The organism is Chitinophaga caeni (genome assembly GCF_002557795.1).
Lineage (GTDB): Bacteria > Bacteroidota > Bacteroidia > Chitinophagales > Chitinophagaceae > Chitinophaga > Chitinophaga caeni.
Genome location: NZ_CP023777.1, coordinates 5224244 through 5249219 on the forward strand (window position 1 = coordinate 5224244; position 24976 = coordinate 5249219).

The 24976-nt window shown below is 42.6% G+C and carries 20 protein-coding genes; 6 read left to right on the forward strand and 14 right to left on the reverse strand.

The features are described 5' to 3' along the window. Positions 1-231: 231 nt before the first annotated feature. The 4 genes from COR50_RS21980 to yidC all read right to left on the reverse strand — a co-directional run bounded on the left by COR50_RS21980 (position 232) and on the right by yidC (position 4414). The gene (locus COR50_RS21980) at positions 232-867 is read right to left on the reverse strand and encodes a DUF4240 domain-containing protein (RefSeq protein ID WP_098195994.1); all 636 of its coding nucleotides are present in this window, start codon (positions 865-867) and stop codon (positions 232-234) included. A 269-nt stretch (positions 868-1136) separates the two neighbouring features. Next, positions 1137-1508 (reverse strand): PH domain-containing protein, encoded by a 372-nt coding sequence (locus COR50_RS21985; protein WP_098195995.1) that lies wholly within the window; start codon positions 1506-1508, stop codon positions 1137-1139. 530 nt (positions 1509-2038) lie between these two features. Further along, entirely contained in the window at positions 2039-2452 is a 414-nt protein-coding gene (locus COR50_RS21990) for an OsmC family protein (RefSeq protein ID WP_098195996.1), read from the reverse strand. A 132-nt stretch (positions 2453-2584) separates the two neighbouring features. Beyond that, on the reverse strand, positions 2585-4414 hold the full coding sequence (yidC, locus tag COR50_RS21995) for a membrane protein insertase YidC (protein WP_098195997.1): 1830 nt from the start codon (positions 4412-4414) through the stop codon (positions 2585-2587). A 236-nt stretch (positions 4415-4650) separates the two neighbouring features. Here yidC and COR50_RS22000 point away from each other — a divergent pair, with 236 nt between their 5' ends. Continuing rightward, positions 4651-5055, forward strand: coding sequence for a hypothetical protein (locus COR50_RS22000; protein WP_098195998.1), 405 nt, complete (start codon positions 4651-4653; stop codon positions 5053-5055). 103 nt (positions 5056-5158) lie between these two features. Here COR50_RS22000 and COR50_RS22005 read toward each other — a convergent pair whose 3' ends face one another. Next, a complete protein-coding gene (locus COR50_RS22005; protein WP_098196366.1) occupies positions 5159-6814 on the reverse strand; it encodes a CTP synthase in 1656 nt (551 codons plus the stop codon). 242 nt (positions 6815-7056) lie between these two features. Here COR50_RS22005 and COR50_RS22010 point away from each other — a divergent pair, with 242 nt between their 5' ends. Beyond that, positions 7057-7581 carry an acyl-CoA thioesterase gene (locus tag COR50_RS22010; protein ID WP_098195999.1) on the forward strand — a complete coding sequence of 175 codons (525 nt, stop codon included), beginning with the start codon at positions 7057-7059 and terminating at the stop codon, positions 7579-7581. A gap of 355 nt (positions 7582-7936) precedes the next feature. Continuing rightward, a complete protein-coding gene (locus tag COR50_RS22015) occupies positions 7937-8491 on the forward strand; it encodes a hypothetical protein (RefSeq protein ID WP_157761063.1) in 555 nt (184 codons plus the stop codon). A gap of 49 nt (positions 8492-8540) precedes the next feature. Here the strand turns inward: COR50_RS22015 and COR50_RS22020 are convergent, their stop codons facing one another. The 5 genes from COR50_RS22020 to COR50_RS22040 form a co-directional block, all read right to left on the reverse strand. After that, positions 8541-9191 carry an HD domain-containing protein gene (locus COR50_RS22020; protein ID WP_098196001.1) on the reverse strand — a complete coding sequence of 217 codons (651 nt, stop codon included), beginning with the start codon at positions 9189-9191 and terminating at the stop codon, positions 8541-8543. 38 nt (positions 9192-9229) lie between these two features. Further along, on the reverse strand, positions 9230-9817 hold the full coding sequence (locus COR50_RS22025; RefSeq protein ID WP_098196002.1) for a precorrin-2 dehydrogenase/sirohydrochlorin ferrochelatase family protein: 588 nt from the start codon (positions 9815-9817) through the stop codon (positions 9230-9232). Next, on the reverse strand, positions 9817-10593 hold the full coding sequence (gene cobA, locus COR50_RS22030; RefSeq protein ID WP_098196003.1) for a uroporphyrinogen-III C-methyltransferase: 777 nt from the start codon (positions 10591-10593) through the stop codon (positions 9817-9819). The genes COR50_RS22025 and cobA overlap by 1 nt, the downstream gene beginning before the upstream one ends. A gap of 47 nt (positions 10594-10640) precedes the next feature. Further along, on the reverse strand, positions 10641-12755 hold the full coding sequence (locus COR50_RS22035) for a nitrite/sulfite reductase (RefSeq protein WP_098196004.1): 2115 nt from the start codon (positions 12753-12755) through the stop codon (positions 10641-10643). Between the two features lie 469 nt (positions 12756-13224). Continuing rightward, positions 13225-14079: a methylated-DNA--[protein]-cysteine S-methyltransferase gene (locus tag COR50_RS22040; RefSeq protein WP_198405736.1), complete on the reverse strand. Its 855-nt coding sequence runs from the start codon at positions 14077-14079 to the stop codon at positions 13225-13227. A 133-nt stretch (positions 14080-14212) separates the two neighbouring features. Between COR50_RS22040 and hxpB the strand changes: the two genes are divergently transcribed. Further along, the gene (gene hxpB / locus COR50_RS22045; RefSeq protein ID WP_157761064.1) at positions 14213-14875 is read left to right on the forward strand and encodes a hexitol phosphatase HxpB; all 663 of its coding nucleotides are present in this window, start codon (positions 14213-14215) and stop codon (positions 14873-14875) included. 590 nt (positions 14876-15465) lie between these two features. Here the strand turns inward: hxpB and rpsA are convergent. Continuing rightward, on the reverse strand, positions 15466-17355 hold the full coding sequence (gene rpsA, locus COR50_RS22050; RefSeq protein ID WP_098196006.1) for a 30S ribosomal protein S1: 1890 nt from the start codon (positions 17353-17355) through the stop codon (positions 15466-15468). A 281-nt stretch (positions 17356-17636) separates the two neighbouring features. Here rpsA and COR50_RS22055 point away from each other — a divergent pair, with 281 nt between their 5' ends. Continuing rightward, positions 17637-18542, forward strand: coding sequence for a rhomboid family protein (locus COR50_RS22055; protein WP_098196007.1), 906 nt, complete (start codon positions 17637-17639; stop codon positions 18540-18542). 135 nt (positions 18543-18677) lie between these two features. Here COR50_RS22055 and COR50_RS22060 read toward each other — a convergent pair whose 3' ends face one another. Further along, positions 18678-19961, reverse strand: a complete 1284-nt coding sequence (locus tag COR50_RS22060) for a DUF3472 domain-containing protein (protein ID WP_098196008.1) — start codon at positions 19959-19961, stop codon at positions 18678-18680. Positions 19962-20216: 255 nt separating this feature from the next. On the opposite strand from COR50_RS22060, the gene COR50_RS22065 reads away from it, so the two are divergent. Further along, complete coding sequence (locus COR50_RS22065) at positions 20217-21440, forward strand: 4-hydroxy-3-methylbut-2-enyl diphosphate reductase (protein WP_098196009.1); 1224 nt, start codon at positions 20217-20219, stop codon at positions 21438-21440. A gap of 389 nt (positions 21441-21829) precedes the next feature. Here the strand turns inward: COR50_RS22065 and COR50_RS22070 are convergent, their stop codons facing one another. Beyond that, complete coding sequence (locus tag COR50_RS22070; RefSeq protein WP_098196010.1) at positions 21830-22591, reverse strand: LytR/AlgR family response regulator transcription factor; 762 nt, start codon at positions 22589-22591, stop codon at positions 21830-21832. A 74-nt stretch (positions 22592-22665) separates the two neighbouring features. Then, positions 22666-24621 (reverse strand): tetratricopeptide repeat-containing sensor histidine kinase, encoded by a 1956-nt coding sequence (locus COR50_RS22075; protein WP_098196011.1) that lies wholly within the window; start codon positions 24619-24621, stop codon positions 22666-22668. Between the last annotated feature and the right edge of the window lie 355 nt (positions 24622-24976).

Below are 24976 nucleotides of genomic sequence, written 5' to 3' on the forward strand. Positions count from 1 at the left end.
AGTTTTTGGAGTGTAACTTGGCAATGACGGCTTACGGTTTGGGTTTTGCGGAAGGGCTAGAAATAGCGAACCAAAAGTTCAACCTTTGCACTTCTGCAAGCCGAAGCCATTTTTGTTGTCTAATTTACGTTTTTCTGCCAAGAAAAACGGCGAAGGCGAAATAGTAGTACGAAAGTTGATGATTTGACTTTCGGCCCGCCTTCATAAGTGCCTTGTTGGCCGTAGTTTTTTTTAATGGTTCCACAATTTTGCAAATAGTTTTGGACAAATCTTTTTCATACTTTCTGGATTTTCTTCTTGCCAAGTAAATTCAAACTGTGGATATTGTCCTTCTTTGGTTTTGAAATTTTCGTCGTCAATATAGTCATACAAACTCTTTCCTGTTCTTTGTTTAAATGCTTCAAGTGCAACATACCAAAAACTTTCAAAGTCATACATTTCTGCATTTTCATCAACTTCAGTTATCAAGTTGTCCGGATTTTTCTTTGCATTGTAGTAAGCGTCTTTTCCTCTCGATATTACCCAATTTCTGAAATATTCAAATCCATCATCAGAACAACCGCCATTCATTATGTAACCTGCACACCACATTTCAGAATTATAAGTGTCATATAAAAGTTTGTCCGTTCGTAAGCGAAAGCCAATCATTTCTTTTGGTGTCAGTTTGCCAATTTCTTTTATTAAAAATTGCTCTTGTTCGTCTTGGTTTCTTGTGCTTTTTAAAGATTTGTCAATTATTGACCAATACAAATCTTCGTCAAGCATTTCAGCAGTTTTGGTCAATTGAGTTGTGTCTATGTTTGTGTTATTAATTTGTCCACTTTCAGAATTTTCTTTTTTCCCGAAAAGTTTGTCAAATAGTCCCATAAAATTGTCTTTTGAGTTTACACAACTAAATAATGTCAAGGAAATCAATGTTAGTATGAGGGTCTTCATAATATTACTGCCAACGGTCTGCGGCTTTGCGCTCGGGCGGGCTTTTTAGCACTAACCTTGATACGAAGCCGAAAGCTCAAATTTAGCACAAATGTTCATACGAAGCACTTCACCCCGACTCACGCAAAACCGCTGTTATGAGCAGGTTTGTTGTCCGACTGTCAGCAAGACAGTCAGACGACAAACCAACTTTACAACTTCTAATGTGATAACTCTTGGAATTTTTTTCTGAACTCAATAGGGTATTGAATTTTTGGAAAAACTTCCTTTGTTCCTCCCGAACCAACAATTCTGATTGTTCCGTAACCAAGTATTCTTCCTAATATTCCTTGGTCAACATTCACACTCTCAATTTTTGAATGGTTCATTTCAAAAGTCTTTCTACTGATTAAACCCGTCTTGATAATGACACGTTTATTTGTGATTGCAAACTCGTCTGTGTATTTGTCAATAAGCGGTGCAATAAAAAGTGTTAAGACTGCTCTTAAATTGCAGAAAATTATCCAATGATAAGTTGTTTCTAATTCAACTTGTTCATCTTTGATTAAATTGTTGTCAACGTATTTTCCCATTTTGTTTTTCCTTTTATGTCCTACTCGTTTGGCTTTTCGGTGTCGCCCTATTTTTTTAATGGTCGCTGGTCTCCATTTTTAAAAATAAAGGATTGTTGTCAGTCGTGAATGACTGTCAAGACGTGTCAAAATGAAAAGTCGGTGGCTCTCTTGTCTGCCACTTTCCGTTGTAGCGTGTCGTTTTAAACTTGCCCATGACTCTCAAATATACGCTATAATCTTCTACCTGGAAACATACCAAGTACCTTTCTACCAACCTCTATAAACAGTTGTTTTTAAGTGTGTTGCTTTGGTATTGCGAGACTTTTTATATTGCCTATTTTGTATAACTTCCTTAGATTTTTTTTGCAAGTAATACAAAATGCGCAATATAGAAGTTGTTGATTTTTCTGGTTTTGACTTTCGGGACGGCTGGCACAATGATGCTCCAATCATTTGGATGGATTTCAAATACCTAGAGCTTTTTGTAACTTGGTAAAGGCAGGGATTTTACATAATTCGTAACTTATTAAATAAAAGATGTCCCTACTTTACCGGCTTTTCAACAGCTCCCAATCATTTAATTTAACCGGTATCCCTTGCCTTAAGCTGTTATGTACAGCGGCTACTTTATCCGTATGTTTCAACAATTCTTCCACCGTCTCGCGGGGACTAGCTGTTTTAATTTTCACGTCGAAACGGACATTCTTCGCTTGCAGGGGTTCACCTCCCCAATCGGCATTGACAATAATCTCCACTTCGGAAATCTCAACGCCAAAACCTGGCGCTTCCTTATACAGTACATTACAATAAGATGCCCCGATGGACATCAACAATAATTCCTCCCCGCTGAAGCCTATCCCGAGCCCCCCGGCCCTGGGAGTTCTATCAATAGTTACAGCCCTCGGCCCTGCCCAGATGGTAGCGGCGCTGGTGTCATGAATCGTTTTGAGATGTACTTGCATAAGCCAACCTTTTTCTACTCAAAATTTACAAAATTGCCGGGAGAAAAACTAGGCTAATTCATTTCTAAAAATAAAGGCCGGTCCTTAAAAAAGAACCGGCCTTCAAAATATCTGGATTCCGTTGCAGGAATACTATTTTTTACGCTGTTGTTGTTGTGTTTTTTGAATTTCTGCCTGGCGTTTCTGCATTTCTTCTAATTTCTCTGCCCACTTCGATTTCTGCTTCGGCTTCTTCTTATTTTCCTGTATCTGTGCATGGATTTTATCATGGTTGATGATAAATTTCTGGATCACCCATTGCAGCAGGATACTGATCACGTTCGATAAGAAGTAATAGAAGGTCAAGGCTGCTGCCAAACGGTTGAAGATACCGAGTAACATTACCGGGAACACGTAAGGCATAAACTTCATTACCGGGTTGCTCTGATCGGTCATACCACGGTTGTAGAATGCCAAGAACAAGCTGGAAACCGTCATCAAGATCGTGAACAAACTGACGTGGTTACCATAAAAAGGAATGTTAAACCCGAGGTGCAGGATGGAATCGTAAGTCGACAAATCCGCTGCCCACAAGAAACTTTCCTGGCGCAACTCGATAGAGGACGGGAAGAAACTATACATTGCCACGAGGATCGGCAATTGCAATAACGCGGGGAGACAACCACCCAAAGGATTCACCCCTGCGCTACGGTACAGCTTCATCTGCTCCATGCCGAAAGCCTGCTGATCATCTTTTAACTTCACCCTGAGCTCATCTAACTCCGGTTTCAGTACCTTCATTTTAGCGGCAGAAACATACGATTGGTATGTAAATGGCGCGATCAGCAAACGGATGAAGATCGTCAGCAAGATGATGATGATCCCGTAGTTGTGAATAAAGCCGCTTAAGAAGTTAAATACAGGGATGATAATCCACTTGTTGATATATTTCACGAAGAAGAAGATACCGCTACCCAAGGGGATGATACTTTCCAAATCGATATCATAGCTTTTAAGGGTCTTGTAATGGTTCGGCCCGTAATACACTTCCATCGGGAAGCTATAATTGCCGGAGTGATTATAGGGTAAAGTCAATGTTGTTAAAGATTGACCAACGATATTAGCACTTTCCGGAATTTTGGTGGAAATATATGCAGAATCAAAGTTGTTGTTTTTCGCGATGAAAGTCACGTTGAAAAACTGCTGTTTGAAGCTAACCCATTGCACTTTTTCATCTAGCTTCAGCTCACTTTTGCGGCTCAAGGTAAAATAATCGTGTTCATGTGCACCGGTACGGTAATGCACCTGGTTATTCATCCTTTCATTCTGCATGTCTTGCTCTTGCTTATCAAATTGAGCATTCCATTGCAGCGCGAGATTTCCCTTGATAATATCTTGCATCCCAACTACCCTTACATCGAAATTCATCATGTAGCTACCGGTAGATAGCGTATATACGTATTCGATATATTTATTAGGATCCAGGGTGTTCAAGCGGTAAGTGATGGTTTGGGAATTATCGCCCTTGGTAACTTGCCCGCCGGTAAAATATAAATCGGAAGTATTAAGATCCTTATCATTCACGGGAATTTTCAGCCCGATCCTGTTAAATGAACCTTTTTTCAGGTATAGTGGTTTCTTGTCGAAAGTCTTGAACAATTTCAATTCCACCTCCTTGGGTGTTCCTCCCTTGTTGGAGAAAGTGAACTTAGCCACTTCGTTTTCCAACACTACATCTTGCTCAGTACCGGTGGAGGCAGGTAAGAATACGCCGTATTCGGTATTAAGTTTCGCGGAATCTACCTGGCCGGATGGCAGGGTAGCAACAGGAGCAAGCTCTTCTTTTGGCTTATTGGCTAGAGCGATAGAATCTTGACGCTGCTTCTCCTTGACGGCTTCGACTTGTTGCTTTTGATTGAATACGAAGTACCCTATCAACAAAGCACCTAACAAGACGAACCCGATTATCGAATTTCTATCCATGTAATGAAATTAAAATTTGAGGAGCAAAGGTAAGCATGATTCGGCAAAACCGGAAATAGGAATCCACTCCTTAAGGCTAGTTTAATGTTATTTATGTTAAAAATATATGAAAACGCTGTTTTTAACTACCATTTCCTGGGTATTTTTCATCTATTTATAGGTATATAGGTAGTATTTATATTAATTCACTTATAAATAAATATATATTTGTAGAAATTAATCTAGCAGTTCGAGTAATGTTTAGCTTTTTTAAAAGAAGGAAGCAATCGCCAGAGCACCCCAAAACTTTTCAAATTGAGGATTTCCCATGGAGAGATCAATATTTCTACCGGCTCAAACCTTGGTTTTGGTATTCGGATCGTATCATCGCTATCGCTGATACCCCGGTATATACCACTTTGGAAGGTTGGTCGCACCAGGTTTACCTTGATGCCAGGGGGCAAACTACGGTATCGGGGTACCTTCAATTTTTATCGGCGCAATATGAAAGCGCTTCCTTATCCCCTTTATATTCCTTGGTATTATCCCAATTGGATCAATTGCACCGCAATGATTTAATCGCTTTTTCCGAGGTCCCGGTGGTATTATCTCCCGGTATCGAGCATCCCAATCAATTCTTGGGCAGCTCCAGCTTACAATAAAATGTATACAACACGGTCAATTACTACAGCGAGGTGTAATAAAAAAGGTAAAGGCCGACCGCTTGGTCGACCTTTATTCTTATTATGTCAGACAAAAAGTTAACTAATCTTGTTGCGCTACTTTCTCTTCCATCCCGGCAGATTTGCCATTCTTATTTTCAGCATAGCATTTAGCTGCCTTGACAAACTCCACGAAAGTAGGCGCGGGACTTTCCACCGTGCTTTTCAGTTCCGGGTGGAATTGAACGCCCACGAAGAAAGGATGATCGCGTAATTCCACGATTTCCACGAGGCCGCTACCGGGGTTTTTACCCGAAGGAACCAAGCCCGCTTGTTCGAAAGCTTCCAAGAATTCATTGTTAAACTCGTAACGGTGACGGTGGCGTTCGCTGATCGCGCTAGCACCGTAAATAGCTTCCGCCTTGGAACCCGGTGCGAGATCACAAGCATACGCCCCGAGTCGCATCGTACCACCTTTAACGGTGATTTTCTTTTGCTCTTCCATCAGGTTAATTACCGGGTACTGGGTATCCGGGTTCATTTCCACGGAGTGTGCATCTTTCCAACCGATCACGTTCCTAGCGTATTCTACCACGGCCATTTGCATACCCAGGCAAATACCGAAGAACGGTAATTGGTTTTCGCGGGCGTACTGGATCGCGGTTATCTTACCTTCGATACCACGGTGACCGAATCCCGGTGCAACTAACAAGCCATCCAGGTTCTTCAGTTTTTCCGCGACATTTTCCGGCGTAATAAATTCAGAGTGAATATTTTGAACTACAACTTTGCATTCGTTTACAGCCCCTGCATGTACGAAAGATTCCAAGATCGACTTGTAAGCATCCTGCAATTCCACGTATTTACCGATCAAACCGATCGTTACCTTGGATTTTGGATATTTCAATTTATCGAGGAACTCTTTCCATTTGATCAATTCGGGATCTTTCTCAACGGGCAAGCCCAATTTCTTCAAGCAGATCACGTCCAATTTCTCACGTTGCATCTCTAATGGAACCTCGTAAATAGTGGGTACATCGTTTGCTTCGATGACCGCATCAGCCTGGACATTACAGAATTGCGCGATTTTTTTCTTCAAATCGCGGTACAAAGGTTCTTCCGTACGGCAAACGATGATATCGGGATGAACGCCATTTTCACTCAACAACCTCACGGAGTGTTGCGTAGGTTTGGTTTTCAATTCCTTAGCTGCACGTAAATAAGGAATCAAGGTTAAATGCACCACCAGGCAATCTTCCTCGCCTAATTCCCATTGCAATTGACGAACCGCCTCGATATACGGCAGCGATTCGATGTCACCCACGGTACCACCCAATTCGGTGATCACGATATCAAACTTGCCGTCTTTTCCTAATAAAAGGATACGCCTCTTGATCTCGTCGGTGATGTGCGGGATAACTTGGACGGTTTTGCCCAGGAAAGCGCCTTCACGTTCCTTGTTAATAACTGTTTGATAAATACGGCCGGTAGTCACGTTATTAGCCTGGGAAGTAGGCGTATTCAAAAAACGTTCGTAGTGACCGAGGTCAAGATCCGTTTCTGCACCATCTTCGGTTACATAACATTCCCCATGCTCGTAGGGGTTTAAAGTCCCTGGATCCACATTGATATATGGATCAAATTTCTGAATTGTCACTTTAAAGCCGCGCGCTTGCAATAGTTTAGCAAGAGAAGCTGCTATAATTCCTTTACCCAATGAGGAAGTAACACCTCCTGTAACGAAGATATATTTTGCCATAAAAACTAAATTCTGAAAAGGTACTTGACCTAAAGAGGAAGCCGCACTGTTTGGTGATTTGTCAAGTATTTTACTTCCGTAGGTCATGCAAAGTTACTAAAATTTACTGCCCAGCCAAACATTTTATGGAGCTCCCGGGCTAGGATTTTTCAAAACCAGCCACGGTAAAAGGTTTTAAGATCAGTTCTTTGCAGTTACCTTTCCTTAACGTAAGTTTGCGTCCTGAAAACAAGAACAAAAAAATGACTCTGACGCCGAAAAAAGCACAAGATTCCCTGATCCAGATGACGGAACTCGTACTTCCCAATGATACCAACACCTTCGGAAACCTGATGGGTGGCCGGTTGATGTACTGGATGGATATTGCTGCGGCCCTCTCCTGCATGAAACATTGTGCAGCCCCCGTTGTAACAGCTTCGGTAGATAATATCTCCTTCGAAACCCCGATCAAACTCGGAAACGTGGTGCATATTGAAGCCAAGGTTACCCGTGCCTTTAATACTTCGATGGAAGTTCATATGAAAGTTTGGGGCGAGGACCCGGTGATGCAATACCGCTACAAGTCCAACGAGGCATTCATGACTTTCGTAGCATTAGATCCTAACGGCAATTCAAGACCCGTTCCGCCGATTACCCCCAGTTCCGATGATGAAATCAAGTTATTTGAAGGAGCCCTCAGGCGCCGCCAGCTACGCTTGATCCTGGGCGGTAAAATGAAACCTGCGGATGCGAACGAATTGAGGGCGCTGTTCTTCGAACAATCTTAATTCCGGCTATTTTTCTAATCAAATATATTCGGGTTAGCAGTATCCCCTGCTAGCCCGTTTTTTATTATTACAAATTAGTTTTATATTAATATTTTTATAATATATAAATAAAGTCAATATAACTGGCATTTTATAATAATTAGTGCCTTACATTTAAGTTATTTATATAGATAATTATAAAATATATATCGACTTAACTTAAAAAGGTATATTTTTTACAATCATAACCATATTAATATATTTTTTCAAGCCTATTTACTATCTTCATATTGTTATTACGGACGCCAACTAACAACGATCTAAACGATTGCCAACAGGAACTCCGTTACTATAACCCTATTTGACTAAACTCACCATGGTAACCTTTAAAAAATTCTTAGACAAGGAAGTCGTTCGCTTGTTCTTGATAGTGCGACCTCCATGCGGCGAAGAAAAGATGACAGACATAGACATTTCCGTAGGATTAGTGTTACTGGACGATACAGATTCCCTCCAGGTTATTTCTACTAACAAGGCCGATAAATGGACGCCTTGTACCTTTACAGACAACATACCTTCGGAAACTTTTTCATGGGGCGATTATCCTAGCCGGATGAAAAAATGGATGAAGCATGATGAAGATGAAGAATATGATCACGAGCTGTATGAAATCACGGCGGTGCCTGAATTTAGCCATATCGTAGGCCAGAGCATCCAGGACGTGGAAATATTGCATATCGATGAGCAATCTCCTTTCGGGGTGAAGTTGATGTTCGAGAAAGATTATATTGTTTCCAGTCCTATCCCGGCCGGCAATACGATTGAAACCAAGCAGTTTAACCAAGGCAATAAGATTCACCATTTCGCTAAAGTATGGAAAGCGCGTTTCGCGAGCTTGAAATATAAACTGGAAAACGGTTATATCGAATAAGATAATTTTCTTCTCATATCCCGGCTTTCAAACCGGGATATGAATTTTCCTACCGGGCTTCCCATTCCTTATAAAACTGGTCGAGGTATAACTCCATGAATTGATGGCGTTCGATCGCCATTTGCCTGCCTGTAGCGGTATTCATCAAGTCTTTTAGTTTCAATAATTTTTCGTAGAAGTGGTTGATGGTAGGACTTGTTGCCCGCTTATATTCTTCTTTACCCAGGTTCATTTCCGGGGAAATAGCAGGATCGTAAAGGGGCCTATTTTTGAATCCCCCGAAATTAAATGCTCTCGCGATACCGATAGCTCCGAGGGCATCCAACCTGTCGGCATCTTGCACGACCATCAGTGCGGGTGTTTTTTCAACCCCTTCATTGTGGCCACCTTTAAAAGAAATATGCCGGATGATAAAAATAACTTCATCGATGACCGCTTGATCTACGCCGGTGCGGGTTAAAAATTCCTTGGCTTTCATCGGCCCGATTTCTTCATCGCCGCCGTGAAATTTTGAATCGGCAATATCGTGCAGCAAAGCGCCTAGTTCTACGGCAAACGTGGGGACAGATTCTTTACCCGCAATGTATTTCGAAGTTCTCCACACCCTTTCGATATGAAACCAATCATGGCCACCCTCGGCATGTTTAAGTTCTTCTTGTACGAATGAAACGGTTTGTTGAATAATGGATTCTTGATGCATGGAGCGAAAATAGGTTGATTTTCCGCATCGATCAATTTTCAGGATGATTTCTTCTCTACGAGGGGCGCGGTAATTTTATTCAATTGCTTTACTTTTTCAGCAAAATCGCCCTTCAACCGCTCCCTTAACTGGTTTAAATTATGTAATAATTCATTGATGCCATCGGGCAGGGAATCTTGCAATACTTCCTTGATCCTTTTGGCAATGGTAGGCGACTTACCATTAGTTGATATAGCAATTTTTAAATTTCCCTTTGTAACGACGGAGCCAAGGTAAAAATCGCATAGCTCCGGTGTATCGGCTACATTGATCAGCACTTTGCTTGCCTTGGCTTTTTCCCAAACGCATTGATTTAATTCACGATCATTTGTTGCGGCAATAACCAGTTGTTTTCCGAAAACATCTCCACAACTGAATGGCTTTTGTACCAATTCCACCCCGGAAGAGCGTTGGGCCAAGGCTTCCAGCTCCGGTTTGAAAAAAGTAGCCACCACGGTAATCCTGGCAGCAGGAGCATTTTGCAGCATGGCATTGACTTTCTCGAAGCCAATATTCCCCCCACCAACTACCAATACCTGGAGTTGTTCCAATTTGAAAAATACCGGGAACAAATGATTTTCATCCATTAGACAGCAATTTTATAATCAGTTGCCAACTTGGCCTGTAGCGATTGAAATGCTTCATGAAACCGAACAACCTCACCTACGATAATAATCGCGGGGTTTGATAAATTTTTCTCTTGGGCAATCTTCTGTAAATCTGATGCGATACCGACACCGACTTGCTGGTTATCTAAAGAACCGTTCTGTATGATTGCGGCGGGTGTATGACCTGCTCCCAAGTTACTATAAATTTGACCAATTTCCGCCAGTTTATTCATTCCCATCAGGATGACAACAGTCGTGTTGGCTTGGACAGCAAATTCTAAATCGCGGGATAATTTTCCATCCTTTGTAGTTCCGGTGATCACCCAAAATCCTTCGCTCACATTCCTGGCCGTAACTGGTATCTGGTTAAGCCCCGGTACGGAAATAGCGCTGCTGATACCCGGTACTACTTCGGTTTGAATATTAAACTGTTGCGCGAAAGCAACCTCTTCTTGCCCGCGACCAAAAACGAAGGGATCACCGCCTTTCAGGCGCACCACGTTTCCGAAGCTCAAAGCATATTGAACGATCATCCTGTTGATTTCGTCCTGGGAATATACATGTGTACCGGCCCTTTTGCCAACGAAACGTTTCAGGCAATTTTGCGGTGCATGTTCTAATAACTCGTTATTCGCCAACGCATCATATAAAATAACGCGGGCTTCTTGTATGGCCTTCAATCCTTTCAAGGTGATTAATTCCGGATCGCCCGGACCGGCACCTACCAAGGTTAATTTCGGTTGTATTCTTTGCATGGCGCTTGAATTAATAAGTTTAAAGGTTGGTTTTCGATCTTACTGCTTTAAGCATTTACGGTTTGTGCTGTTTTATTAGCGCGGTACTGTTGAGATGCTTTATAAAATTCCTTGGCTTGTTGAAAATATTGTTCTGCAAATGCAGCTGATGGTTCTTGTTTGTTGATCTCCAAAACCATATCCTTGAAATTTGAAACGGGGAATCGCCTGGTTTCTTCGAAATGTTTTTCAAAATCATTGATGATGCTGATCTGTGTATTGCAGCTAACACCATCATCCAGCAATAAAGCTTTTGCCGATTGTACGAAACAGGAATATGCATGATAAATCGCATCGGCGTAAGCCCCGGCGGTAATCGATTCGGTTGCCAAAAGCAACTTTTCTTCCGCCTCGTATAGCAAGGTTGCAATCAGGTCAATCACGACGCCCGCACATTCCCCAACGCCAATAGCGGTTGCAAAATCATTCGCTTGTCCCCAATCGATGAAGTCTTCATCCTGTAAAGTGGTTAAATCAGCCAACGGTTTTAACAGGTCATAAAAATATCTTTCGCCACGACGATCGTAATAATCGTTGAACAGCTCACCTTCCTGCAAATTGGTAGCATAATCATTCAAAACACTTCTCAATACATCCGGTCCGCGTTTGCTTGGCACTTTCAACACTTTATCTGCCACCCTTCCGGCGCCGTTTCCCATGGTTCCACCGCCCAGCAAAACCTGCAATGCCGGCAACACTTTACCCTTGCTCTTCATCGATGAACCGTGGAAACCGATATTAGCCATTCCATGTTGACCGCATGAGTTCATACATCCCGAAATCTTGATCTTGATATCGGTGTTATAAATTAATCCCGGGTATTCTTCCTGGATCACCTGCTCCAACGCCACCGCGATGCCTGTACTGCTGGAAATACCGAGGTTACAAGTATCGGTACCGGGACAAGCCGTGATATCGGCTACACTGTTAAAGCCGGGTGCTGCCAAGCCGACAGCTTCCAATTGACTGTATACATAAGCCAGGTGTTCCCCGCGGATGAATTTCAACAACAATCCTTGGTTCACGGTTACCCGGACATCATCGGCAATTACGGGTTGTAATTTCTCAATTAGGAGACGGGAAATATCGGAAGAAATATTCCCCAGCAAAACGCGCACGTAAGCACCGAAGAAACCCGCTTGTTTTTGCTCGAAAACATTGGTCTTTTTCCACTGCTCGAATTGTTGGGGATTTTCTATTGTGTATGCAGGTAAAGCACCGGGCGTTTCACTCGGTTCCGTAGCAATCCATGCATCAGCATCGATGGGTACCACCTTATTTTTTACTGCTGTAAACTCTTCTTTTACCAATTCCTCGAATGCTTCCATCCCGATTTTCTGTACCAAGAATTTCATCCTGGCCTTATGGCGGCTAGAACGTTCGCCATGACGGTCAAAAACACGCAACACACTTTCGATATAAGGAATCAGTTGATCAGCCGGTAAAAACTCGAAGGCCACCTTTGCCAATTGTGGTTGGGCGCCCAATCCCCCGGCAATCATTACTTTGAATCCCCTCACTTCCTTGCCGTCAATAAGCTGGATTTTAGGAATCACACCAACATCATGCATATATGCAAACGCGGTATCCTTATCAGAAGAAGAGAAAGACATTTTGAATTTACGACCCATATCTTGGCAGATTGGGTTCCTCAAGAAATAACGGAAAGCTGCATCCGCGTATGGAGTTACATCAAATGGCTCATCCGGATCGATGCCCGCAGCATCCGAAGCCGTAATATTTCTCACGGTATTACCGCAAGCTTCGCGGATCGTGATATCATCTTGCTCCAGTTGGCTCCACAATTCGGGCGTTCTATCCAGGCTCACGAAATGCACCTGTATGTCTTGGCGGGTAGTTAAATGCAAATTCCCGGTAGAAAACTCATCCGAAATATCCGAGATCCTTTTCCATTGCGCGAGGGTCATTTTACCGTAGGGCAACTTAATGCGCACCATTTGAACACCTGGTTGACGTTGACCGTAAACGCCGCGTGCCAGGCGTAGGCTGCGGAATTTCTCATCAGGGATTTTCCCTTCGCGGAACAGGCGTATTTTCTGTTCCAATTCGATAATATCTCTTTCGACGATCGGATTTTCGAGTTCTGTTCTGAAGCTTTGCATTGTATTAATAAGTTGATGAAAGCGAATAATTAATAATTGAGCATAAAAAAACCCCTGGCTATTGCCGGGGGCCCCATCGCGAGGAACGTTGTCAACCGTCCATCTAATACATAAGGTCCCCTATTCTGTTGACATACAACAGCACATCTTCATGCAAATATTGATCCTATTACCCATAATCCTATAGATTTTGTAGAGTAATACAAAGGTAGGCATCGAGATGATAATTCCAAAACTTTTTTGAAGAATTTTTACAGGCTGTAGATAGAAATGTGAAATGATTTTGCCAAGGCTTATTGGCGCTGGGGTTCAGGTTGTTATTAGAGGTTGAGTTAACTGAACGCGGGTTGCAGTTGAAAGGGTTAACTTCAGCTATCAATACTTATATATAGTATAAAGCATAATTTTTTGGTTTAAATCAGCTCTTTAGCTAGGGTTGCCATCTATTGGCGGGTAGATGGCAACTTTTTTATGCTGTTTCCGTCATCAAAGTAGACCTCGACAGCTCACAACCTAACAGTGCGTATTTTCTCGTTAACCCCCAATGATAACCACCAAGGCCACCTTCCTTGCGGATAACACGGTGACAAGGAATTAAGAAAGCCACCGGGTTGTTTCCCACGGCATTCCCTACTGCCCGCTCCGCACCCGGCCGACCGATTTCTTGTGCAATTTGGCTATAGGTTGCCAAACTACCACCGGGGATCCTCAATAATGCCTCCCACACTTTAACCTGGAAGTTAGTTCCCTTAACGAGAAGGTGGATTTTATTAGCCCTATTGCCATGAAAAATTTGATGGATAATATTAGCCGTTGCGATCTTGTCTTCTTGGAAATCCGCGGCGGGCCAATTATTCTTGGCTTCTTCCAAGGCCCCGGTTTCATCCAATTCCCCGAGAAAAGCCATCGAACATACTCCCCGCTTAGTGATCGCTATAAAACATTGCCCGAAAGGTGTTTCATGTACTCCATATAATATGCTTAACCCTTTACCACCCAGCTTATATTCTGCCGGGGTCATCGCTTCGAGCGTAACGAAATGATCATATACCCGGGATTGCGTTGACAACCCGGCCAACTCCGCCGCTTCCGGTAGATTTTGCACATCGCGGATCTTCGATTTGAGGTATTGTGTCGTGATGAATTGTAAAAACTTCTTAGGGCTAACCCCTGCCCATTCTGTAAACAGGCGTTGAAAATGGAAATCGCTCATGTTTACATGCGCCGCCACTTCTTCCAAGCCCGGTTGAGATTTGAAATTTTCCACGATATAAGCAATCGCGGCAGACATTTTATCGTAATGATATTGCATTTCCTTCATCATAAAATTACATTTTATTTTCTCGCTACGGTACAAATATAGCTACTGTTACCAGGCACCCACAACCCGAAATTTGCGAATTTGGTTTCATTCCCGGCTCTAAATGAAGTATCTTTGCGGCGCAAAAAGTAGGATTATGCTTAATACGGTGATTTTCGACATGGATGGTTTGCTCGTTGACTCGGAACCCTTATGGGGCCTTGCGATGCGGGAAGTTTTAGATGGCTTGGGCGTTACGCTTACCCCAGCTTTAACCTCGCACACAACGGGTTTAAGGACAAAAGAAGTAGTGAGCTACTGGCATGACTATTTCAAATGGGACAGTAAAAGTCCTGAAGTTGTAACGGACGAAATCGTTGAAAACGTGACACAAAGGATCTTGCAGGAAGGCAGGGCCATGGAAGGGCTGGATTACATTTTACGATTTTTTACAGAGCAGCAATTCAAGATCGGCCTGGCTTCCTCATCGCCGGAAAGTTTAATTCAAGCAGTAGTTGAACATCTAGATATTAAGAAATACTTCCAGGCGGTTGTTTCCGCTGAATTTGAAGCATACGGTAAACCGCACCCGGCTGTTTACCTGGCCTGTGCAGAAAAATTGGGTAGCAGCCCCTTAGATTGTATCGCTTTTGAAGATTCAGTAACCGGGATGACAGCCGCGAAAGCCGCCCGGATGAGGACAGTTGTTGTACCGGAGGCGCATAATTTTCAGGATCCTAGGTATGCTTTGGCTGATTTGAAAATATCATCTTTATTATCCTTCGATGAAAAAGCTTTGAAGGCTTTACAACCGAAATAAGAAGCGATCGAACGGCCCGCTGGTAATGCCCCATTTATCCACTAGCAGTTTTCCCTTTCATAATATAGGAAGCTACGCTTGTGTTCTAAAAATTGACACCTATTCCAGGAAGTAAGTTTTTTTAAGTCTTAGGCTTTGATCATATTAAATCATTGTTGTCCGACTAAATTTTAACCGGGGAGCAATTTGACCCCTCAATAGTTCGATTCAATGTTCATCTGCTCGTTTCTTGTACTTTTTTGCTTGCCCAAAAAAGGTACCAAAAAAGGGCACAAATTGGCCATTACGGCCACCAATTTGATCGCTCGATCCGGCCTTTCTACTACTGTATGGCCAAGCGACCCTTCGCTATCAACAGTGCGAAGTTCCACGGTTTTGTTGGTGGGGCTACCCGGGATTTTGAATGTATCACCCTTCGCTTATGTCCTTGACCTGGTAAGGAATTCAAGTACCTTTAAAGCATTTTTAGTCGGACGACAATGATATTAAATCTACAAAATAAAAAGGGCGCTCCAAAATGCGGAGCGCCCTTTCGTATCTTACAACACAAGGATTAAGCCTTGTATTAGTTGTTGCGAAAATTTGAAAGATTATTCACCTTTCTTTTCTTCACCACCTTCGTTTTGTTTCAATTTCTCTCTCAATTCAGCCAAAGCACCCAAGTCACCTAAAGTAGCTTTTTCTACTTTACCTTGAATGTTTTTCACTGCTTTGCGAGTTTTGTCAGCCTCAACACGTTTTTCTTTCGCTACGGCTTCTTTCTCTTCGGCTTTAGATTGTTCCCAAACTTTGGTGTGAGAAACCAAGATACGTTTTTCGTTGCGATCGAATTCGATGATCATGAATTCTTTCACATCGTCAACGTTGATTGGTTTTTCGTCTTCCGTTTTCAGGTGACGAGCAGGAGCGTAAGCTTCTAAACCGTATTGTAATTGAACAGTAGCACCTTTTTCATCTTTCTTCACCACGGTACCTTCATGGATGGAACCAATTGGGAACACGGTTTCGAAAGTATTCCAAGGATCTTCTTCAATTTGTTTGTGGCCGAGGCTCAGCTTGCGGTTTTCCTTGTCAATACCTAAGATTACTACATCGATTTCGTTACCTACTTTCGTGTATTCACTTGGGTGGTTGAAACGTTTGATCCAGCTCAGGTCAGAGATGTGGATCATACCGCCGATACCGGTTTCCAATTCAACGAACACGCCGTAAGGTGTGATGTTTTTAACGATGCCTTTGTGACGGCTATCTAATGGGAACTTAGTTTCGATTGTAGACCATGGATCTTCTGTCAATTGCTTGATAGAAAGGCTCATCTTACGTTCTTCTTTGCTCAGGGTAACTACCACTGCTTCGTATTCTTCGCCTAATTTGAAGAATTCTTTAGCGTTGATAGGGGTAGAAGCCCAAGAGATTTCAGATACGTGAACTAAACCTTCCACACCTGGTAAGATTTCCAAGAAAGCACCGTAATCTTCGATGTTCACCACTTTACCTTTTACTTTAGCACCTTCGGTGATGTTAGCAGGTAAAGTATCCCATGGATGTGGAGTTAATTGTTTGTAACCGAGGCTGATACGTTTTTTCTCGTCGTCGAAGTCCAATACCACAACGTTGATCTTTTGATCCATTTGCAATACTTCGCTCGGATGAGAGATACGTCCCCAGCTGATATCAGTGATGTACAACAAACCGTCTAAGCCGCCCAAGTCAATGAACGCACCGAAGTCGGTGATGTTTTTGATAGTACCTTCCAATACTTGACCTTTTTCAAGTTTGGAGATGATATCCACCCTTTGTTGCTCGATATCGCTTTCGATAAGCGCTTTGTGAGAAACCACCGCGTTACGGATTGCTTCATTGATTTTAACCACTTTAAATTCCATGGTTTTACCAACGAATTGATCGTAGTCGGTAACTGGTTTCACATCGATTTGAGAACCCGGCAAGAAAGTTTCCATACCGTAAACGTCCACGATCAAACCACCTTTAGTTTTGCTGGTAACAGTACCAGTAACCACTTCGCCAGTTTTGTAAACGTCCACGATTTTTTCCCATGCGCGTTGCATACGAGCTTGTTTACGGCTCAGGTGCAAGTTACCGGAACGGTCTTCTTTCTCAACTACCAAAACCTCAACTTCGTCACCGATTTTCAGGCCCGGCATGTCGCGGAACTCGTTCAAGGAGATCAAACCATCAGATTTGAAGCCGATGTTGATTACCGCATCCGTGTGAGTCAAACCTACGATTGTACCCGTAAGTAAGCTGTTTTCGTCAAATACTTTGAAAGTACTGTCGTACGTAGCATCATATTTGGCTTTTTCTTCTTCTGAGTAAGAAGAAACGTTACGTTTGTCTACGCTCCAATCGAAATCGTCGTGAGCAGTAGCAACAGGCGCATTTGTTGTTGCTGTTTCGGCCGCTGCTTGCGGAGCCTGTTGTTCAGCATTTTGTTCGTTAATAATGTTGTTTTCTTCCATTTAAAAATTTTTAAGAGGAGCAAAGATACTAATAAATGCTGTAAAATCGGGCTGTTGGCGGAAGTTTCTGGCCATTGATCACATTATTTTAACCAGGCTTGAACAAATAGTTGTAAAAATTATTATTATATAAAAATAATTGTATTGATAATGAGTTCAACTTGACTTGGATAGCTTGAAATGCCTGTTCAGTACGGCCTTGGAAAGCCAGGCCCTTTTTTTACATTTTTTTATATGAAATTTGTAAGACCAGGTTGAATATTTTGCTTTAATTTACCATTATGAACGGGACTTCTTTTAGATCTGAAATTCGCTTTTGGTTAAGGCAGGGCAATATGGTGAATTATCTGCTGTTTGCCAACGTGATCGTATTCTTGGTGCTTGGTATTTTGTATGTCCTGGCTCATTTGACACCGGCTGCCGTGGCTCCTATTTACGGCTTCCTCAACGATAACCTCTCCCTGCATAGCAACCCCAAGGTGTTCATCACTAAACCCTGGGGGATCATTACATACATGTTCGTGCAGCTCAACGTGTTACATATCTTGTTTAACATGTTGGTCTTCTATTGGTATGGAAATTTATTCCGCACGGAGCTGGGCAACAGGCGTGTACTGCCGGTTTATATACTTGGCGGGATCGTAGGCGGGTTATTTTTTATGTTGTTGTACCAAGTATTGCCGGGATATTCGGCGGTAGACGTTCCCTTGATCGGTGCTTCCGCTGCCGTCATGGCTTTTTTACTCGCGAGCGCTACCGTTTTACCAAACTTGGAGTTGAACCTGTTCATCTTCGGTTATGTCAAGTTGAAATATATCGCTGCTGCTTTCCTGGTCATCGACCTGGTCATGATTCCCTTCGGTAACTGGGGCGGTATTGCTTCGCATCTCGGTGGCGCATTATTCGGGTATTTGTATGTCAGCTACCTCCGCCGCGGCGTGGATATGGCGCAACCCCTGATTTGGTTGTTTACAAAGTTGGCCAACATGGGTTCGGGTGCCGGCCCCGGGGAAAGAAGGGCATTCAGGCCCAAAAAATCACCTTTAAAGGTCGTTAAAACCAAGAACGAGGAAAATGTGCAGCAAAAACTCGATATCCTGCTCGATAAAATCAATGAAAAGGGTTACAATAGCCTTAGCAGCGAAGAGAAAAAGTGGTTGAAAAAATATAGCGACAGCAAGGATTAAATTCTAATTAGAGCCTGCAAAGAGCCACCATTAACCACGTATTTAGCACTCAAATTCAAAAAACAACCGGTTGATAGGAAAACAACCAAAACATACTGTTTCCCAGCAACCGGTTTTATTATTGTTCGATAAAAATTATTGCTTCGGAAGATGCTCCAGGTCGATTGCAGGGGGCACTTTCGTAGCAGGGCGTTCAATCATACTGCCCTTGTACTGGTTTCCAACTTCGCGGAAACCGCCAGAAAACATGTAGAACATCCCCTTCTCAAGCCCACCGCCAACATCGAACCGCTGGTGTACTTTCGGGTTTGCCGTGGTGGAAAAACGGGCTTTTGTTAATTCGATCCATTCACCCTTGGCGGTTCTCACCCATTGGTTGCCATAGCGAGCTTTGAAGAAATCTTCACCGTTGTCACTAAAATTTTCAACGAACGAATAAAGTCCGCCCAGGTATTTACCGCCGGATTTGGCTTTATCCCAGGTGGCGATCAGCTTCCATTTCCCAACGGCAGGATCGAAGAAATAGCCGCTATACACGGTATGATCCCCGTTCGGTTTGGCATGAACCAATAGCTTGTAAGTAGTTTCGGCTTTCCAGTTAAATTTCCAGAAGCTCTGTCCCCCGCTACCTTCGTTTCCGAATTCATTGATCGTCACATCTTTACCTTTGCGAACTAATTTCACGGCATACTCTTCAGGAATCTGCTTGGGATCTTGGGTATCGTAAGCGCTCCAGATTGAGAAAAGCACCCTTCTTTCCGTTTTACTGTTAATCTGTATCCCGAAATAACCGCCGCTGAAACCATTTACCATGTAATAAGAATGCAATGGCTGCGCGTCGGCAGGTACATTAATTTCATTATAAAACCACTCAACATCGCCGCTGTTAGGAGGTACGGGGTAAGATAAATGGGTGGCGGGAGCGCCGCGGTAACGGCTGGCGTTGTACTGGATGCTCTCCGCGTTGGGTCCTGAGAACAATACATCCTCGATCATCGGTAAGCTGCTTCCTTCCAGTGCATGAATTTCTACGGCATGGTAGCCTTTCGCGGTAACATTATATTCGCCAACGGGCAAAGTAATGCTAGCGGAACCGGCAGGTACGTTCAAAGCTTTCTTTTCATTACCCAACTGCACAGACAATTTGCTGGCGGCACTGCCCGGTTGCAATTTTAAAGATAGCGCCAGGGGCCCCGGTTGATTTACCAGGAAGAAGGTTTTTGTATACCCTTCCTTGCTTTTCCAAGCCCTTAAACCGCCACGGCCAATTTCACCGTTGCCTGCATCCCTGCTAGGATACACGTAAGCGTTACTGAAAAGTGGTACGGCGGTCGTATCCGGGGCATTTGACGCTGCTATCGATTGTTCACTGTACAAAAAGCTACAGGCAAAAGCAGTAGCTATAAATAATTTAGTCATAGTTTGGCTGATTTGTATTACATCTTTGCGAACTCAAGATACTGAATGATTCCCTGGGTTTGTTACCTTTCAAATAGAAATACATGTATTTTGTACACTTATTTTACCATAGGTGTTCAAAACAGGCTTCCGGGGAGATGAAAATGTGGTTGCGGGAGTAGAAAAATAGCTGTGTCGATAATTTCTTGTTAACTTTGTAAAAGGATTACAACCTGGTCAACTGGCTTCAATTGCAGATAAATATTAACAGAACGAATGAAAACTTTCAACGTACCCGTAATTTACCGTAGCCCGCTCATTACCGCGATCAAGCAAAAGCGCAAACAGCAAGATAAGATGAAGAAGGATTTCAGCCCGACTCATTTAGATTTCGGGCCGGTAAAAATATTGCTGGCCAGGCATTTCGGTTTTTGTTACGGGGTGGAGAACGCGATAGAAATAGCATTTAAAACCGTGGAAGAAAACGAAGGTAAAAGGATATTTCTCCTCAGCGAGATGATTCATAACCCGCAAGTAAACCAGGACCTGCTTTCGAGGGGTGTACAATTTATCATGGACACGCAGGGAAAACAGCTGATTCCTTGGGATGAACTACATGCGGAAGACATCGTGATCATTCCCGCATTCGGAACGACACTTGAAATTGAAGGTATACTGAAAGCCAAGGGTATCCAACCTTTGCAATATAACACTACCTGCCCATTCGTAGAAAGGGTTTGGAATAAGGCCGAGCAGATTGCAGGTAAGTCCTACAGCGTCATCGTGCATGGCAAGCCCAAACACGAAGAAACGCGCGCTACCTTTTCGCACAGCCGTTTACATACCCCGACCGTGGTTGTTAAAGATATGGCGGAAGCGGTCCGGTTGGCAGATTATATCCTCGGTAAAAAAGAACCTTCTCAATTCTATGAAGAATTTAAAGGTCAATATTCTGAAGGTTTCAACGTGGAGAAAGATCTGCAACGTGTAGGCGTGGTCAATCAAACAACCATGTTGGCCTCGGAAACACAGGCGATTGCCGATTTCATCAAGCAAAGCATCAAGGAACGTTATCAACTCGATGATGCTAATATTGGCGACCGTTTTGCAGATACGAGGGATACCCTTTGTTATGCCACCAATGACAACCAATCTGCTGTCATCGGGATGTTACAAGAACCCGCAGATTTGGCCATCGTTGTCGGCGGTTACAACAGCTCCAACACCTCGCATTTGGTAGAGCTGTGCGAAGAACATTTACCGACCTTTTTTATATCCTCCGCCGATAAGATTATCAATAAACAGGAAGTACTACATTACGATTTCCATCGCCATGAAGAATTGCATTCCCTTCAATTCCTGCCGGAAAAAGATACCGTTACTATATTGCTTACGAGCGGCGCATCTTGCCCGGACGCTATCGTGGAAAACGTGATTGAAAAAATCCTCGAACTTCACGGAATACATGATGGGATTACACAGATTTCACGGAGTCTTTAAAATATCTATCGAGATATTTTGCAAGCAGCTTCTATTTATTGTATCAATTGCTATGTAAATGGGTATAGCGTTATGAGCTAACAAATATATTATTTGTTACCAATCTTGGGCTATACTTCCATATGCTTGTCATATTAATCTGTGATCCGTGAAACCCGGTAAATCTTCCTAAAAATGCATGAACGCAAAAAAGACACCGGGAGGTGCCTTTTTTCTTTGGGGCTAATCAAACGCTAGTAATGCAGAGAAAAAATTTTTATAACAAACAGTTAAATATTCGTCGTTGTTGATACAAATGTAGTTCAGCAGCCATTTTTGCGCAACCAGTAATTAATACATGGTATGTTATTGGAGATAACTGGTATAAAAAAACGCAAAACTGGAATGAATTAAAACTGCATAGCTTTCTTTAAAAACTCGGCTTTCCTTCTGCGGGAAACTTCCACTTGGGTTCCATCAGACATTAAGGCGTAGCCCCCTTCACCTTGGATATAGGAACTCATTTGTTGCAAATTGATCAGGTGGGAATTATGAATCCTGAAGAAATCGATTTCAGAAAGCAATTCTTCAAATTCTTTCAGCGGTTTTGATACCAGCAAATGCTTTTTATCGATAAAAAATATCTTGGTATAATTCCCGGTAGATTCACAGCGTACGATATTTTGAACGGGCATAAATATCAGCCCATTGAAGGTAGGTAAGGCTATTTTCCGGTTCGTTTGTTGAAGCGTTTTCATGTTTTGCAAGAACATTTCCAGCGGCGCCATACCAGGAGCGTATTTTATACCCTTCTTCTCCATATGTTTCTTTATAGCTTCTTGCAAATCTGCCACGCTAAAGGGTTTTAATAAATAATCAAGGGCGTTAAACTTAATAGCCTTCAGCGCGTATTGTTCATACGCGGTCGTAAAGATCACGTCAAATTGAATCTTGCCGAAAAGGTTCAACAGTTCGAAACCATTCTGGTGCGGCATTTCCACGTCCAGGAATACTAATTCGGGTTGATAAGTATCAATTACAGTTTTAGCCTCAGCTACGCTCCGGGCTGTTGCTAGTACTTTTACATCGGGGCACTTTTTCTCCAGCATCGTGATTAAGGCCTCGATACAATGCTGTTCATCGTCCACGATAATAGTCTTGATCTCGCTCATGTTTAATATGGTTGATATCAAATCAATATAAATAGGCTAGAATTATTGCCCGGTATCTTCTTCCCTGCCATTAGTTAAAATACGAATTCGACCGGCAACACGATAATTACTTCTGTTCCGGCCGCTTCGCCGGAACTGTCATATAAATCTATGATTTTAACGTTCGTCTCTTTAACGTTATTCGTTTTCTTAATTAAATCCACCCTACTTTCCGTCACGGTCATTCCCATGGAATGGTGCGTCCTTGCTTTTTGGGCCTTGATTTCCATGGCCCGTTTCCTCCCGATTCCATTATCCCTTACCTTGCAATACAATAATTTACCTTCTAGGCTTATATCAATTTCTAGCTGTCCCTGTCCATCGAGGTGTACCAAACCATGCCATATGGCATTTTCTACGTACGGTTGAATAATCAACGGTGGCACCAGGATATCTTCCGGGTGAATATTATTGGATAAACGAATGGAATACTCAAATTTATGGTTACATCTCAAGGCTTCCAAATCCAGGTATAATTCCAAGGAATCCAATTCGTTGTTTAGTTGAACGAAGGTATGCTGACTATTTTCCAAGATCATACGCATCAGCTTTGAAAACTTGGTAAGGTAATCGCTGGCTTGCTCCTGGTTGTTACTCCAAATATAACGGTGAATAGAGCTTAATGAATTAAATATAAAATGCGGGTTCATTTGCGAGCGGAGCGCTTTCAACTCCAGTTGCAGGGCTAAGCGTTTGGCTTGGGAATTACGGTGCCGCAAGTAAAAAAATCCAAGGATGATCAACATTACTAAGAAGCCGCCCAGGGATATGATCCAGGCCAAGTTGCGTTTCATACGTAGTTGGCTTACTTCCTGTTCGTGCTGTAAAATCTTGATCTGGTTATCTTTTCTATCAACCTCGTATATTGCTTGCATTTGCGCAAAAGCTGTCGTTGACTTTTCATTGACCAAGCTATCTTTATATAAAAGGGATTTATTAAGATTATCTAGCGATGCCTGGTAGTTACCCGAGGCCTTATAATTATCGGCCAGGACTTTAAATGCATCTTCCAGTACAGATTTAAAATGATATTGCTCACCGAGATCCAATGCTTGCTTGATGTACTCCCTGGCGCTTTCAAATTTTCTTTGTTCCGTCAACAACTTCCCGATCTCCAGGTAGTTTTCAGCCGTATGTATTTTATCATCTACTTTATGGTTTACGGCCAAAGATTGGGACAAATATTTCATTGCCGTGTTATAATCCTTTTTCTCCTGGTAGGCAGAGCCAAGCGCCGTGTAACAAATAGACATACCAGTAGGATTCTCCAATTCGATGTTTACCGCTAATGAACGCTTATAAAAATCGATGGCTTTATCGAGTTGCCCCAGGTATTGGTAACCGTAACCGATATTTCCCAAGTTAATAGCCATCCCTAGTTTGTTGCCGCTTTTGGTTTCCAATGCAAGGGCTTCCTCGAAATGCTTGATAGCCTCCTTGTATTTACCGGCTGTTAACTGGATATTACCAATACTATTAGTAGCTACGCAAATGTTTCGCGTATCATGTATCTTTTCAGCGACCTGCAATGCTTTCAGGTGGCAATTAAATGCATTTTCAAGATCATCGAGGCGACGGTAATCGACCCCCATATTATTTAAACTGAAGGATATAGTTTTAAGATCCTTCGATTCTTCGGCATTTTTATAAGCCCTGGTATGAAGATCGAGGGCGAGGATATATTCCGATTTATTTCTTTTAGCTGTCCCGATATCATTATACGCTTCGGCTAGAGCTTTGGGGTAATGAATCTTTTGAGCAATAATGATAGCTTCTTGGAAGAAAGGATTTTCCCCGTCCTTATTGAAATAATACTTATTGTTATTCCTGCCTTCGCGCATCAGCGCGTTAACCTTGGCTGTATCGTCCTTTAAAGATTTAAGTTGGGTAAAGCGGTTGGCAATTACAGTCGAATCCTGCGCGTAAATATTTACGCTGATCGAGATAAGGCATACGATCAAAAAGTGGCGAAAAACAGTCACAGCTTGCATACAATTCGATTTTCAGCGTAGGTGTAGCACAAGTTAAATAAATCTTGGAAGAAACTAAGGGGTGTATTCACCGGAAAAATGAAGGGGCGAAAGAATTCGCCCCTTTCCTATTAACCGAATACACCTACTGAAAATATGGACGCTACACTTGCGTGTATGCGGATCCACATTGTCACAACGGGATAGCGAGGTGTTAGCCTCCCGTTTAATTTATTGGTAGATTTTATATTACGGTTAATAGCCGGGTTTTCTTTAGGGATCAAATCCGGATATGGCCTTCAAAAGCGTAGGGCATTTTCCGATTGCCCGGATGATAACAGGATGACGATTCGAGATCGCTGTTAACACCAGTCAA